This is a genomic window from Pedobacter sp. AC402, from assembly GCF_979252805.1.
On the sequence record NZ_CEEDAI010000011.1, the window covers coordinates 393,136 to 406,990 of the forward strand.

General features: G+C 36.6%; 14 protein-coding genes. 4 read left to right on the forward strand and 10 right to left on the reverse strand.

Annotated elements, in window-relative coordinates; translation table 11 throughout:
• Positions 1-242: 242 nt before the first annotated feature.
• The gene (locus AC0IWE_RS20495; protein ID WP_471794536.1) at positions 243-2,828 is read left to right on the forward strand and encodes a phosphoenolpyruvate carboxylase; all 2,586 of its coding nucleotides are present in this window, start codon (positions 243-245) and stop codon (positions 2,826-2,828) included.
• A 130-nt stretch (positions 2,829-2,958) separates the two neighbouring features.
• A complete protein-coding gene (locus AC0IWE_RS20500) occupies positions 2,959-3,267 on the forward strand; it encodes a hypothetical protein (RefSeq protein WP_471794537.1) in 309 nt (102 codons plus the stop codon).
• A 416-nt stretch (positions 3,268-3,683) separates the two neighbouring features.
• Here AC0IWE_RS20500 and AC0IWE_RS20505 read toward each other — a convergent pair whose 3' ends face one another.
• The 5 genes from AC0IWE_RS20505 to AC0IWE_RS20525 form a co-directional block, all read right to left on the reverse strand.
• A complete protein-coding gene (locus AC0IWE_RS20505) occupies positions 3,684-3,932 on the reverse strand; it encodes a DUF6952 family protein (RefSeq protein ID WP_010599336.1) in 249 nt (82 codons plus the stop codon).
• Entirely contained in the window at positions 3,932-4,240 is a 309-nt protein-coding gene (locus tag AC0IWE_RS20510) for a thioredoxin family protein (protein ID WP_025141703.1), read from the reverse strand. The genes AC0IWE_RS20505 and AC0IWE_RS20510 overlap by 1 nt, the downstream gene beginning before the upstream one ends.
• Positions 4,241-4,254: 14 nt before the next feature.
• Positions 4,255-4,887, reverse strand: coding sequence for a peroxiredoxin (locus tag AC0IWE_RS20515; protein ID WP_025141704.1), 633 nt, complete (start codon positions 4,885-4,887; stop codon positions 4,255-4,257).
• Between the two features lie 223 nt (positions 4,888-5,110).
• Positions 5,111-7,495: a S9 family peptidase gene (locus AC0IWE_RS20520; protein ID WP_471794538.1), complete on the reverse strand. Its 2,385-nt coding sequence runs from the start codon at positions 7,493-7,495 to the stop codon at positions 5,111-5,113.
• 142 nt (positions 7,496-7,637) lie between these two features.
• Positions 7,638-8,822 carry a hypothetical protein gene (locus tag AC0IWE_RS20525; protein ID WP_471794539.1) on the reverse strand — a complete coding sequence of 395 codons (1,185 nt, stop codon included), beginning with the start codon at positions 8,820-8,822 and terminating at the stop codon, positions 7,638-7,640.
• Between the two features lie 250 nt (positions 8,823-9,072).
• Between AC0IWE_RS20525 and AC0IWE_RS20530 the strand changes: the two genes are divergently transcribed.
• Together AC0IWE_RS20530 and AC0IWE_RS20535 are read left to right on the forward strand one after the other, a co-directional pair.
• Positions 9,073-9,597, forward strand: a complete 525-nt coding sequence (locus tag AC0IWE_RS20530; protein ID WP_471794540.1) for a YfiT family bacillithiol transferase — start codon at positions 9,073-9,075, stop codon at positions 9,595-9,597.
• Positions 9,594-10,070 carry a DUF6265 family protein gene (locus AC0IWE_RS20535; protein WP_471794541.1) on the forward strand — a complete coding sequence of 159 codons (477 nt, stop codon included), beginning with the start codon at positions 9,594-9,596 and terminating at the stop codon, positions 10,068-10,070. Before AC0IWE_RS20530 ends, AC0IWE_RS20535 begins: the two co-directional genes overlap by 4 nt.
• Before the next feature lie 3 nt (positions 10,071-10,073).
• On the opposite strand, the gene AC0IWE_RS20540 is transcribed toward AC0IWE_RS20535, so the two are convergent.
• From AC0IWE_RS20540 to AC0IWE_RS20560, 5 genes are all read right to left on the reverse strand, one after another.
• Entirely contained in the window at positions 10,074-10,793 is a 720-nt protein-coding gene (locus AC0IWE_RS20540; protein WP_471794542.1) for a heavy-metal-associated domain-containing protein, read from the reverse strand.
• A gap of 285 nt (positions 10,794-11,078) precedes the next feature.
• Positions 11,079-11,903: a 4,5-DOPA-extradiol-dioxygenase gene (gene ygiD, locus AC0IWE_RS20545; RefSeq protein WP_471794543.1), complete on the reverse strand. Its 825-nt coding sequence runs from the start codon at positions 11,901-11,903 to the stop codon at positions 11,079-11,081.
• 93 nt (positions 11,904-11,996) lie between these two features.
• Complete coding sequence (locus AC0IWE_RS20550) at positions 11,997-12,569, reverse strand: YceI family protein (protein ID WP_471794544.1); 573 nt, start codon at positions 12,567-12,569, stop codon at positions 11,997-11,999.
• A gap of 216 nt (positions 12,570-12,785) precedes the next feature.
• Complete coding sequence (locus AC0IWE_RS20555) at positions 12,786-13,346, reverse strand: helix-turn-helix domain-containing protein (RefSeq protein WP_471794545.1); 561 nt, start codon at positions 13,344-13,346, stop codon at positions 12,786-12,788.
• Positions 13,346-13,849: a DUF3347 domain-containing protein gene (locus AC0IWE_RS20560; RefSeq protein WP_471794546.1), complete on the reverse strand. Its 504-nt coding sequence runs from the start codon at positions 13,847-13,849 to the stop codon at positions 13,346-13,348. The genes AC0IWE_RS20555 and AC0IWE_RS20560 overlap by 1 nt, the downstream gene beginning before the upstream one ends.
• Positions 13,850-13,855: the final 6 nt, after the last annotated feature.

Sequence of the window (13,855 nt, forward strand, 5' to 3'; positions counted from 1 at the left end):
AAATATTGGCAAAAAACAAAAACAGCCGGTGTATTTTATTACATCGGCTGTTTTAACCCAAAAAATTAACAATCAATGCAATGCCCTTAAACATTGCAAATGTTCTTACTTAACCACATAGTGACCAAATAAGATTCTAAAATTAAAATTTATTCTACAATTATCCAAATTGTAAGCCTTAGAATTTTAATACCTTATGCATTTTTTGTAGTATTACGGTATACAAAACTATCGCATAAGCTATGCCCAAACTTCGTTTAACTACGCAACGAGAATCTATTTTTAATAATGAGGTCATCTCAAAATTCGAACTATTTAACAGTTTATTTCTCACCTTACCTTTTTATAAAATAAAAGATACCGGAACATTGCTTCCGCTATTCTTTAAAAGCTGTGAAGAAGGTATTGCAAATGGGGAAAAACCTGCACAGGTTATTGAAGAGTTTTTTGCTAAGTATACAAGTTATACCGATCGTAAAGATATTGTTGACCTGCTTTTTCGCTTTATCCAATATATAGAGCGCCAGGTGGTGCTTTTTGATGCCGTAGAAGATGCTTCTTTTACCAAACTCAATACAACAGATGAGCAAAGTACCTTAGCCTTTATTTTAAAGAAAAATGCAGATAACAAACCTGTTTTAGCTAAAATTGAAAAACTGATTGATGAACTTTCGCTTCGCCTGGTTTTAACCGCTCACCCAACGCAGTTTTATCCCGGGAGCGTATTGGCTATTATAACCGATTTAACCAAAGCCATTAGAGATAACGACCTTACCTCGATGAATTCGCTTTTACAGCAATTGGGTAAAACACCATTTTTTAATAAAAAATCGCCAACCCCGGTTGATGAAGCATTAAACCTTGCCTGGTTTTTAGAAAATACTTTTTATTTCGCTGCGGCAAATATTCAGGAAGAAATTGATCAGAATCTGGATGAATATAACCTTGAAACCAAAAAAATTCTTGAGCTGGGTTTCTGGCCAGGAGGTGATCGGGATGGGAATCCTAATATTCATGCCGATACTACTCTGGAAGTATCTAAAATGCTGCGTCAAATCCTGTTTCGTTGTTACTATCGAGATTTCAGGGTGATTAAACGCCGCATCACTTTTAGGGGTGTGGAAGAAAATATTGCAAAATTACACGATGTACTTTATCAGAATGCTTTTGATCAAACCTGCGAATTACAGGATATTTCTGATGAGTTAAGAGATAACCTGAATAAAATTAAAGAAACGCTTTTGGCAGAGCATGAAGGCCTGTTTGTTGATCTGGTTAATGATTTGATCCGCAAAATAGATTTATATGGCAATTACTTCGCTTCTTTGGATATCCGCCAGGATAGCCGCGTGTTACGAAGTGTTCATGCTTACTGTCGCCAAAATAAACCGATTTCTTCATTATATCCTGCAGATTACGATAATCTTTCTGAAGAAGAAAAATTAAACCTTATTTCTTTTAAAGAAGCAACCGTAGTTTATGCTACAGAACCTGATGCGTTAACAAAAGATACCATCGAGGTAATTAAAGAAATTAAAGGTATTCAAAGGCGTAATGGCGAAAAAGCCTGTCACCGTTTCATTATCAGCAATTGCCAGCAGGCGAGTGATATTTTGCAGTTAATTGAGCTTTTCCTTTGGAATGGCTGGAGTAAAGAATCCTTAACAATTGATTTTGTACCACTTTTTGAAACCGTTAATGATTTAAAAGGTGCTGCAGCAATTATGGATAAGCTTTATAGCAACCCATTTTACAAAGCACATTTGGCCAGCCGTGGAAACAAGCAGGACATTATGCTTGGTTATTCTGACAGTACCAAAGATGGCGGTTATTTAATGGCCAACTGGTCTATTTTTAATGGTAAAACATCATTGTCAGCGGTTTCTGCTAAACACAATATTCAATTGGCATTTTTTGATGGCCGCGGAGGCCCGCCTGCGCGTGGAGGAGGTAAAACTCACCGTTTTTATGCTTCCATGGGTAAGGAAATTGCAAATAAGAACATGCAGTTAACTGTTCAGGGGCAAACCATTAGTTCTCAATACGGATCTGTAGAAAGTGCTGAATTTAATATTGAGCAATTGATAAACGCCGGATTAACATCAGGCCTGAAAGAAAAACATAATATTCTTTTAGATCCTGAAAATAAAACCCTGCTTGATGAAATGGCCGAAGAAAGTTATAAGGCTTTTGTCGACCTCCGTGAGCACCCATTATTTGTAAGTTATTTAGAGAAATTGTCTCCTTTAAAGCTATTATCGCAAGCTAATATCAGCAGCCGTCCGGTAAAAAGAAATGGGGGAGGCGAAATGAAACTTGAAGATTTAAGGGCCATTAGTTTTGTTACCGCCTGGAGTATGCTAAAACAGAATGTACCTGGTTTTTATGGAATGGGAACGGCTCTGAAAAGCCAGGAAAATGCAGGCAATTGGGATAAAGTAGTTAAAGTTTACCAAGATTCTGATTACCTAAAAACCATTGTAGATAACTGTATGATGAGTATGAGTAAATCAGACTTCACAATAACAGCACATTTGGCGGCAGATGAAGAGTTTGGTGCTTTTTGGACTCAATTACACAACGAATTCAAATTAGCGAAGGAGATGCTTTTAAAACTATCCGGACAGCCAACTTTAATGGCGAATTATCCTGTAGATAAAAAATCGATTGCTACACGCGAAAAAATTATTTTGCCATTGGTATTGATTCAGCATTTTGCTTTAGAAAAACTACAGCATGATCAAAACGAGAAAGACCAGCATGCTTTAGAAAAACTTGCGGTAAGAACGGTTTTCGGTATTGTAAATGCGGGACGAAATTTGGCTTAAAGTTTCATTATATACCTCGCAGGTTTTTAAAACCTGCGAGGTATAATAATATTGTTCAAAGGCCTGTATCCGCACAGGCCTTTTTTATTTTATTATTCACTATATTTAAAATAGATAACAATCTGTAAATATGAAATTAAAAACAAAATTTATACTAGCATCAATTTTACTCACCGTTATTATGGCAGAAATGATTTGGTGGTTCCGGGCAACGGATAGTGATAATTCATTTGAAGTTATCAAACAGAATTACCTTTCAGTATTTCCTGGCTTTTTACAAAATCCTTTATTACTAACCGGGATCGCAATTGTATTTTTGGTTATTTCAGGAATATTTTTTGTTCAAACCAGAAAAGGAAATCGACTTAAAATAGTGTCCACAGTTGGCTTTTGCTTAAGTTTTACGCTGGCTTTCTGGCAGTTATTTTCTTTAATGTAAGGTTAAGTACCCAGGCCTGTGTCCCCACAAAAGAGTCTGAATCTAGTAGCACGTGTTGAAGTTAAACTCTAGTAAATTTCTAAGCTTTCGCAATCAAATATTTTTAATAATCACATTTATGCTCATTGCAGTGGGTTTTATTTCGTTCAGAATTACAAAACCCAGCCATCTAAACCTGATTAGACGGATGCCGATTTAATTATCTGTTTTTATTTACCTGTGGTATGCTTGCTTGCTTCACAGGTTTTCTATCGGCGGGAGGGAAACCAGCCCTTGCTTTCCAAAAAAACAAGAATTGATAATGCATAAAAGATTGCTTCGTAGTTCCTTCTCGCAATAACGAAAAAAATCCCTCGCTGATTTACATCAACGAGGGATTTTTTATTTGAAAAAGCCAGATTAAAGCTTAAAAACGATTATCGATCAATCGAACCCATTACTTTTTGGCCAAAAGCATTTAATGCATCTTTTTCGGCTGCACCTTCACTTACCATTTGGTGAACTTCAAGCGCACCACAAATATTGGTAATCATTTCACCTGCAACATCCACTTCGTGCTCACTAACGCCTCTAAATTCGCAAAAAGCCTCTAAAACCTCTAAAGTGGTCTCCAGTTGTGCTGGAGTGGTGTTTTGAAATAATTGTCTTATAACCGGAATCTTCATTACTTTATCTTGTTAAATAGTTCTATTAAGCCTTCTGCTTTGTTGGTTTGCACCTGATCTACCAAACTGCCACCTTCAAATGCCGCGAAAGTTGGTAAATTATCAACGTTCGCAAATTTGCGTGAGTTTGGAAGTTTTTCGGCATCAACGATCAAGAAAGCCACATCTTCATTTTCTGAAGCCAATTTTTTAAACTTTGGTTTCATGATTCTGCAGTTACCGCACCAGGATGCAGCATACTGAACCATAACTTTTGAGTTATCGGCTAAATATTGTTGAAGGTTATCTTCTGTTAATTCTAAAAACATAAAGTTTTGTTTAATTAGTTAGCAGCTAAATATTCAGCTACACCAGTTCTGTTTGCGTTCATTGCTTCTTTTCCTTCTTCCCAGTTTGCAGGGCAAACTTCGCCATGTTTTTGAACGTGGGCATAAGCATCAATTAAACGTAAATATTCTTTAACATTTCTACCTAGTGGCATATCGTTAACACTTTCGTGGAAAACTTTACCAGTTTCATCAATTAAATAAGTAGCTCTGAAAGAAACATTTGAACCAGAGAATGATTCATTTCCTTCTTCGTCGTAGTTAACTTCTTGATCTAAAATATCTAAGATGCCAGACAATTGTCTGTGTGTATCTGCTAAAATTGGATAAGTAACACCTTCAATACCACCATTATCTTTTGGTGTATTTAACCATGCGAAGTGAACTTCGTTGGTATCGCAAGATGCACCAATTACAATTGTATTTCTTTTTTCAAACTCAGGTAAAGCAGCTTGGAAAGCGTGTAATTCTGTAGGGCAAACAAAAGTAAAATCTTTTGGATACCAGAATAATAACACTTTACTATTTTTATTTACAGCTTCTTCAAATACATTGATTTTCAAGTCGTCACCCATGTCTGACATTGCATCAATACTAACACTCGGGAATTTTTTACCTACTATTGCCATAATTTTTTGTCTTTAATTTTAAGGCACAAAGGTAAGGCTTAATGAGGAGTCAATCAACCCTGTTTTACTCATTATTTATTGTATTTATTGATAACGATATAGATGAAAACTATATTGTTTTAGGCAACTATAATTGGCTTCTATTTCAGTTTTCTGCTGTCATGCTAAGGCACTAAACATCTTTGTTTAGTTATTATAAATGACGGCCAGATAAATGATAAGGTTACTTCTTCAACGTAGTTTCATAAAGCTTAAATATTCTCTTGTATTCATCTGTCCAGCTGCTTGGCTCAATAAAACCATGATCTTCTACCGGATAAACGGCAAGTTCCCAGTTGTTTTTACCAAGTTCTATAAAGCGTTGTGTAATGCGTACAATATCCTGAAAATGAACATTTACATCAACCATTCCATGGGCCATTAATAGGTTACCTTTTAACTTATCGGCAAAGTAAATTGGCGAACTCCTTTTGTAAGCAATCGGATCGTTAAAAGGTTCGTTTAAAATGTTAGAAGTATAGCCATGATTGTAATGTGCCCAATCGGTAACCGAACGTAAAGCTGCACCACTTGCAAAAACATCCGATTCGTTAAACATGGCCATTAAGGTAATAAAACCGCCATACGAACCGCCATATAACCCAACATGTTGAGGGTTTACGCCATATTTATCAACCAAAAACTTTACGCCATCAACCTGATCGGTTAAATCTTTTCCACCCATATGGCGGTAAATGCCCGTACGGTGATCGCGGCCATAACCCGAACTTCCGGTATAATCGATATCAATTACAGTATAGCCATTATCTGCAAGTAAGTTATTGAACATGAATTCGCGGAAGTAAGTGCTCCAGCCGAAATGTACGTTTTGCAGATAGCCAGCACCATGAACAAAAACCACAGCAGGGTGGTTTGGGTGTGGATTGCTTGATTTATACACCCTTGCATACACATCGGCGCCATAACGGTTTTTAAAACTTACCATATCCGGCTGACGCCATTTGTAAGCATTAAACTCTGCAGAGGTAGATTGTGTTATTTTTTCGGCTTTTGCGCCCACCTTATTAGGCTGAAGATACAGTTCGCCGGGTTTATCCATGTAAGAATAATTAATGGCAATGTATTTTTCGTCAGGAGAGAGGGTAAGTTCATTCAAGCCTTTCATGGTTGTAATTTGAACCAGCTCGCCACCATTTACGCTTATTTTAAATAAATTGGTAATTCCTGGGTGTTCTTTATTTGTTTTGAGATAGAATGTATTTCTATCCTTCGAAAGCTGAACAGATTGTACTTCCCATTTGCCTGTAGTAAGCTGTTTTTTATCTCCTGTGGCTACATTAACTACATAAAGGTGCGAGTATCCGGTAGCTTCGCTTTGATAGTAAAAGCGGTTGTTATCAATCCATCCGGTGCTTCCCTGATAAAAGCCACTAATGCCGGGGCCACCAATCCAGGCTTCATCTCGTTGGCGATCAATTAAAGTGAATTTACCTGTTGAAGCATCTAACTTTAAAATCCAACGGTCTTTATTGTCGGTTGATGTGGCTACAACAATTCCTGTACTTCCGTTATCATTCCAAAGTGGGCCAAAGAAATTTACAGGCCGATCAGCGTTTTTCTTTTTTAAAGTATCCAGCTCTTTTGGGTAATCTTTCAGGTAATCCGGAAGATCTTTTATACCGGGTATGGTAGCGGTTTGGATGGCATAAACAGAATCTTTTTGGGTATCGTAGATAAAACCCTGAGCGGTATTTTCGCTTTCCCCAACTTTTGTTCTGCCAGGAATATCTTCTGTATAACCAGAAGAAGTAATGTAGTTTGGCACAATGGTGCTGTGGTTGTTTTGCGCAGGTGTTGTTAATTTATAGGTGATGTAATGCCCATCCGGACTAGTGGTTACGCTATTTAAAAATTTATCTTCTGTATACAGTTCTTTTAGCGGTTTTGTATCGCCAGTAGCGGCTCCTGAGCGGCCTCTTCCTCCGCGTGTGCCGTTCCTTGTTTCTGCATTTCTTTTTTTAATAATATCGAACAGTTCCGTTTGTTGGGCTTTAAGCCATTTATCCTGCTCTGTAACAGATTTGGTTTCCGGTCTTCCGGCTTTTTTACCCTTCACAAAATTGGTTAACTGCTTAGTTTCAGCTGATTTTAAATCAACTTCAAATAAATTGTCGCCTAATTGGTAAACGATATTTCCGTTGGTTAAAAAAATAGGGTTACTCTCTCTTTCTTGCGTACTGGTTAAGCGGGTTTCTTTTTTGTTTTTAAAATTTTGCAGGTAGATATCGCCACTTTTTTCGATTAAGCCAAGTGATTGATCTTTATTGTAGGCATAGTTTAAACTCAAAAGTTTTTCGTCTTCTTTCTCCGCTGCTTTAACTGGCTTGGACGACGTTGCCGAAACCTTAAATAAATCTTCTTTAATTTTATTTTCCGGGTTCCAGTTAAAATACAGCGTTTTGCTATCTGCGGTCCAACGGAAGTTGGAGGGTGCAATACCCATCCATTTTGGATCGCGCATAATTTTTTCTACAGTTAAGGGCGCCAGTTGTTGCGCAAAAGTATATTCGCCCGTACAGAGCAAAAGAAAAAGTAAATATTTCTTCATGAATTTTTGGTTTGCCTGCAATTTAACGAATGGACAGGCCAATTTTAGCAGGAAATGGAAATGTTACAAGTGTCGTTTTTAATTTATCAGAGATGAAATTTTGAAATTACCTATCACCTCTGTGCAAATCAATGCTTAAATATTAGCGGATTATCCTTCCGGTTTTATCTACATTTATTCTATCAAATGGTTCGAGGTATTCGTTAATGATTACAGCAAATTCTCGCCTGGTTAACACTTTTTTAAGGTCGTATTTAGAAGTGAACCTATAATTTTTGGTCCATTTTTTTTGAAGATCGGCTTTAGTTGCATCAACAGCTTTATTTCCTACGTAACAAACCATGTTTATGGTATTTTCCAAATCGATGGGAATATTCTGATGATCATCAAACCAGATTTGTGCCTTATAATAATAATCTTTAATAGGTTGTTTAATTTCGTTGTATGTAACTTCTTTTTCAGGTTTAAAATAGGCTTTGTTTTGTTCAAGCTCAGCTTTGATAATGCCTGTTATGCCTATTTTTTGAATGGCCAGCCAATTAGAGTCTGTCGGTTTTACATCATCAAAAGGCATTAACGGATGTTTGTAGGCCAATAATTCGCCTTGAATACCTTTTAAATTTGACAAACTCGTTTTGGTATTGTAAAATGATGCATATGCTGCGGTTGCACCAGCTGGTGGTCCAATTTCATATTGATCTGCGGGAATGTATAAAAGGTTTTCCTGATCAGGAATCAACAAATTATATAAGGATAAATAGTGAGCACCTTTCTGGAAATTACTTGCGATTGTGGTTCGATATAAATTTTCGCTGTAATTTAATACACTTAAAGTTGCAGGTTTTAAGCTGGTTGTTTTTAGCGCAGAGATTAATTTCCCCGGATCATCAGCCATAATCAGAATCTTCGCTTTTATGCTTTTTTCTTTTGTAAGCTTTACTTCCCATCCATTTCCCGAGCGCTGAACCGCTGTATATTGGGTGTTGTTAATTACGTTTAAAAGCTGTGTGCTGTCAACAATAACTTTTACAGGCTTTTTTTTATCTGGCTTGGGCTTGGGGATATCAAGGCTTTTCGCATTTTCAGTTTCACGCTTTAAAAAGCTTTGATAAAATGGCAGCAAGTTTTTTTTTGTTCCAGCAATTTTATTCAAATCCAATTGATCTTTTTGATTGAGCAGAAGTGTTTTTACGCCCGATTTAAAGGATTGAAAAGATGCGGAATAAGCAGCATCACCACTGCCGATAACCAGTACATCTGTTTTTATGGTTTGTGCATGAATAACCACGGGAATTATGAATGCGGCAACAAAAAACAATCTTTTCATCCTTTATTATTGAATTTTGCTGCAATATGCTTTAAATGAATGAATTTTTAATGAAATGACTACAATTTAACTCAATTTATAACATAAAGTAGCGATTATGTGTCATAATACCAACTTTATAGAGGTAATTCTGCGGTAACATATAAATGCCGAAGGTGTGTAGTTTGCAGGGAATTGCATTAAATTTTCGTCTATTTATATGCGAGAAAAACATCACTCATTATTTCGGTAAAATAACTATTTTGCTGTCATGGATTTAGAACAACTTAAATACCCGATCGGTCAGTTTTCAATGCCTGAAGTTTTTGATCAAAAGCAAATTGATACCTGGATTGGAGAAATCGAAGCTTTACCAAGGCAAATTCAAGATGCGACAAATAATCTAACTGCTGACGAATTAAACCAGACTTATCGCCCCGAAGGTTGGACGTTGCGGCAGGTGGTTCATCATATTCCAGATAGTCACCTTAATGCATATATCCGTTTTAAACAAGCCTTTACCGAAGATATTCCGGTAATAAGACCCTATTACGAAGAACGTTGGGCCGAAACTGAAGAAGCTAAAAATGGTGACATTAAATTATCAATTGAATTATTAACTGGTTTGCATCAGCGCTGGGTAGCTTTTTTAAAAACATTGAAAGTAGAAGATTACCAAAGAAAATATATTCATCCGGCGCAAAATAAAGAACTCACATTGGCAAATATGTTAGGGATGTATGCCTGGCACGGAAAACATCATTTGGCGCACATTACGAATACTGTTATAAAATGAAAAGAATATACTTCAGTTTTGTGATCTTAATTTTTATTTGTTTTTACACCAATGTACAAGCACAAAAAAATCTTTCGCAAACTTTCGCTTTTGTACTTGGCTCATGGGAAATGCAAACATCAAAAGGAAAAATTGTTGAACATTGGGAGCTAAATCCAGATAAAACCTTAAGCGGTAAAAGCTACAGCGTTAATGCAAAAGGAGATAGCTTGCTTACTGAAACCCTTCAGATTAAAAAAATTGGGAAAGAAACTTTCTATTGCTCAATTGTAACCAGTCAAAATGAAGGAAAAGAGACTTGTTTTAAATTGATCTCATCCAAGGATAAAGTCTATGTTTTTGAAAATAAAACACACGATTTTCCGCAAAGAATAGTTTATCAAAACCAGGGGAAAATTGAAATGCTCGCCTGGATTGAAGGCGAGCTTAATGGTAAAAGCCGAAAATCGGAGTTTAGGTACAAACGCCAATAAACATTACATCAAAATCAGCATTGCAGCACTCATCGCAATCATTAAGGCATCTTCAACAATGGTTACGGTGCTCATGGGTAAGTTAAATACGGCACCTAAACAGGCACACTGAATCTTTTTCTTGTTTAAAACACTTTCCAAAACACCAAAAATACTAATGGTCATTACAATAAGTGTAACCCAGTTTACAATGGTTGGAGATAAGTTTAAGGCAAAAGAGAGGCCTAAACCGAGTTCGATAAAAGCATAAATAAATCCCCAGGCACTAAATTTTTTCGCAACAATATCGTACATGGCATAACTTTCAGCAAAGGCTTTTAAATTAAGCATTTTAAAAAAGGAGAATGTAAGAAAGAAGCCTGCCATAAAAATGCGCATAAAAGCCATGTAATTAAGGGTTTTGCCTTGCCACGAAACTATAAGGGCAATTGCGGTAACATATCCAAAAATTATTAAAATAGGTTTATACGTTTCGGCCCACGATTTTGCTTCTTCAAGTGTTTCGCTATGTTGTGCCGCAGAAATTTGATATTTACTCTCTGTGCCTCCTAAGACATGTTGAAGGGTGTTCAAGCCGATGTGTTTATCCATGCTGATGGTAGCAGAATTGCTATCTTTTGAAACCTCTACAGCAGTAACATCAGGTAAAAGGAGCAGGTTGTTTTTTACTTTATTTTCGCAACCGCCACAGGTCATGCCGGTAAGTTGATAGGTATGTGTCATGATTATAAATTCTTTATACAAATTTACCGCTTCGGTAGGCGATAAGCGTTACAGAATAATCATAAAGTTTTATAGAATTTTGAGCCAATGTGATTTTGCAATCAGTCGTTATATTGACTTTAATGGAGAAATCCGTAGTATAGCATTTTCCTTAATAGCCTGAATTTCCTTACGGTAATTATTAAAATAGGCTTTTGACCCTTAAGGATTTAAGTAAATTAAGGTTTCTTGGCGGTAAAAAGAATAAAATCAGGCTTTAAACGATTTATTCTGCCTAAACCCCACTTATCCTACCAAAACCGAAGTCATGGTTAACGAACCTCCAACCGCTTTATCATTAAAAAAAGAAACCTCTTCCTTATCATTTTTCATTCCGAGGGTATAAATGAGTGGTAAATAATGTTCTGGCGTAGGGATGGCCAACATCGCATCTGTACCGAGGCTACGGTAATTAATCAGCGGTTTATGATCGCCGTTGGCAATTAAATTTTTAAACTTATTGTTCATTTCGTTGGCCCAATCGTAACCTCCGCCATTAATCATTTCCCAACTTAACATGCGAAGATTATGCACCATATTTCCACTACCCAACACCAAAACGCCTTTTTTACGCAGGGCATAAATTTCCCCGGCAATTTCGTAATGTTGCTCCGGCGATTTTGTATAATCAATGCTCAATTGAAGAACAGGAATATTGGCCTCAGGATACATGTGTTTTACTACTGTCCACGTGCCGTGGTCTAAACCCCAATCGTGATCTAAGCCTACTGGAGTTGAATGAATTAAACCAGGTATTTCTTTTGCTAATTCTGGATCTCCAGGCGCGGGGTACTGCACATCAAAAAGTGCTTGCGGGAATCCGCCAAAATCGTGAATGGTACCCGGAAAATCCATTGCAGTAATGTAAGTACCATGCGTATACCAATGTGCCGATACCACTAATACCGCTTTCGGCACAGGAATATTTTTTGCCAATTCTGCCCAACTCTGGCTAAACTCATTGTTTTCTATACCGTTCATGGGCGAACCATGGCCAATAAATATGGTTGGCATCAAATCAGTTTGAGGCAAACGCTGAGTAAAGTTTTTAAATTGAGATAAGGTTGACATAATGTGGTGTTTGTCATGCTGAGCCTTTCAAGGTGCCTATGTGCATTTCGAAAGGCTCAATGTGACAGCTTTTTTTTAAATGACGATCTTGTGTTATTTTGCCTGAACAAATTCAAGGTTTAATTTAATGGCAACATCTTTTGCAACGCCAGCACCTGTTGGATCATATTTAATGTTATAATCTAAACGGTTAATGGAAGTTGTTGCGCCAAAACCCGCTTTGGTATTGCCTTGTTGATCTTTAGCTGTACCGCCATAAACAACCGCAAATTTTACATCTTTTGTAACATCACGGATGGTTAATTTTCCACTTAATTCGTAATTATTACCACTTAATTTTTTGAAAGAAGTGCCTTCGAATTTCATTGTTGAAAATTTCTCAGCGTTAAAGAAATCGTCAGTTTTTAAATGATTATCTCTCATTTCAACACCTGTAGTAATGCTGTTTACATCAACCGTAAAGTTGATTTTAGCATCTGTTAAATCTGGTTTCGAAGCAGTGACTGTTCCGTCGAATTTTTTAAATGAACCATCAACAAAAGAAATGCCCATGTGTTTAATCGAAAAGTTAACAAATGAGTGCATTGGATCTATTTTCCAACTTGTTTGTGCAAATGAGGCCACACTGATAGATGTAGCGATCAGAAATAAGAATAATTTTTTCATCAGGATATAATTTAGTGAATTATTAAGTACAAATGTAGTTAAGGATCGGCCGATCAGTATTGACTTATGGTAAGAAATTTAGAGTTGGGTTAATCGGAGGATTAATTGTTAACTGAAAACTTTTAACTGGTTAATAGTCTTATAGTTGACTGACGGTAGCTAATAGGCCATCAACCATGATCTATCTTATCAATAACCAATGTATTTTTTTATGCATTATACCTCATCAAGTGTTTTCCTGCTATCTGTTGAGTTACCTTTGTAAACAGAAGGGGTAATGCCGGTTACTTTTTTAAATTGTGCCGATAAATGTGCTACGCTGCTGTAATTTAACTGATAAGCAATTTCGCTTAATGTAAGTTCGCCATAAGTAAGCATTTCTTTAGCTTTCTCTATTTTTTGTGCGATGAAATACTTTTCAATTGTCTGGTTTTCCACTTCCGAAAACGCAGTGCTGAGCGTATTGTACTCCATTTTCAACTGCTCGCTTAAGTATGCAGAAAGATTAATTTTTAGTGGCTCTTTGGTATAATGCACCAAATTAATAATCGCCGTTTTAATTTGTTCTGCAACCTGCGTTTTCTTATCCTCAAGCAATTCGAAACCAAAACGGCTCAAGTTCTGGCCTATTTTGCTTTTATCTTCCGCTGAAATGCAATCGGCAAGCGTAACTTCACCAAGTTCAACCAATAATGGTTTAAAGCCGAGCTGCTCCAGCTCAGCCTTAACCACCATTTTGCAACGGTTGCATACCATATTTTTGATATGCAGTTTCATTACTTAGATTTTATGGTTTCAGAAACATCACCACAATCAAACATCATACTTCCATAATATGGATTTTCGATATTTTCTTTTTCATTTAACCAGCTTGCTTTAGCCATCGGGCAGTGTTGAATGTAAACCGTTTGGCTATTAAATTTTAAGCCTTTAAGGGTCTTAATCATGGCATAAGAAATCCCTTCGAAAGCTTTTCTTTGTGTTTTTAGATCATTCGATCCCGCAAGCTGTGCTGCTTTACTTTTGATAATGGCTGCTTGTTCCATAAATAGTTTATGTTGATCGGCAGGAAGATCTTTATGATTGACTGCATTCACTTTCTCTGACAAAACTTTTGCTTTTTCTACCGCGAGGTCTTTCTTATCTGTCGCCAATGCATTTTTTACATCGTAATAAGCCGTTAGTACTTGATTTAATGCTGCATCTGTTTTGCTTTGTGCATAGGTAAAAGCTGTTGTTGCGATTGTTATGATGGCAACTAATCCTAATATTTTTTTCATCTTTTT

Excerpts from the sequence above, each read along its gene's own strand:
- AC0IWE_RS20495 (WP_471794536.1), top strand. The coding sequence starts at position 243 with ATGCCCAAACTTCGTTTAACTACGCAACGAGAATCTATTTTTAATAAT.
- AC0IWE_RS20560 (WP_471794546.1), bottom strand. The coding sequence starts at position 13,849 with ATGAAAAAAATATTAGGATTAGTTGCCATCATAACAATCGCAACAACA.
- AC0IWE_RS20530 (WP_471794540.1), top strand. The coding sequence starts at position 9,073 with ATGGATTTAGAACAACTTAAATACCCGATCGGTCAGTTTTCAATGCCT.
- ygiD (WP_471794543.1), bottom strand. The coding sequence starts at position 11,903 with ATGTCAACCTTATCTCAATTTAAAAACTTTACTCAGCGTTTGCCTCAA.
- AC0IWE_RS20550 (WP_471794544.1), bottom strand. The coding sequence starts at position 12,569 with ATGAAAAAATTATTCTTATTTCTGATCGCTACATCTATCAGTGTGGCC.
- AC0IWE_RS20555 (WP_471794545.1), bottom strand. The coding sequence starts at position 13,346 with ATGAAACTGCATATCAAAAATATGGTATGCAACCGTTGCAAAATGGTG.
- AC0IWE_RS20535 (WP_471794541.1), top strand. The coding sequence starts at position 9,594 with ATGAAAAGAATATACTTCAGTTTTGTGATCTTAATTTTTATTTGTTTT.
- AC0IWE_RS20515 (WP_025141704.1), bottom strand. The coding sequence starts at position 4,887 with ATGGCAATAGTAGGTAAAAAATTCCCGAGTGTTAGTATTGATGCAATG.
- AC0IWE_RS20510 (WP_025141703.1), bottom strand. The coding sequence starts at position 4,240 with ATGTTTTTAGAATTAACAGAAGATAACCTTCAACAATATTTAGCCGAT.
- AC0IWE_RS20540 (WP_471794542.1), bottom strand. The coding sequence starts at position 10,793 with ATGACACATACCTATCAACTTACCGGCATGACCTGTGGCGGTTGCGAA.
- AC0IWE_RS20525 (WP_471794539.1), bottom strand. The coding sequence starts at position 8,822 with ATGAAAAGATTGTTTTTTGTTGCCGCATTCATAATTCCCGTGGTTATT.
- AC0IWE_RS20505 (WP_010599336.1), bottom strand. The coding sequence starts at position 3,932 with ATGAAGATTCCGGTTATAAGACAATTATTTCAAAACACCACTCCAGCA.
- AC0IWE_RS20520 (WP_471794538.1), bottom strand. The coding sequence starts at position 7,495 with ATGAAGAAATATTTACTTTTTCTTTTGCTCTGTACGGGCGAATATACT.
- AC0IWE_RS20500 (WP_471794537.1), top strand. The coding sequence starts at position 2,959 with ATGAAATTAAAAACAAAATTTATACTAGCATCAATTTTACTCACCGTT.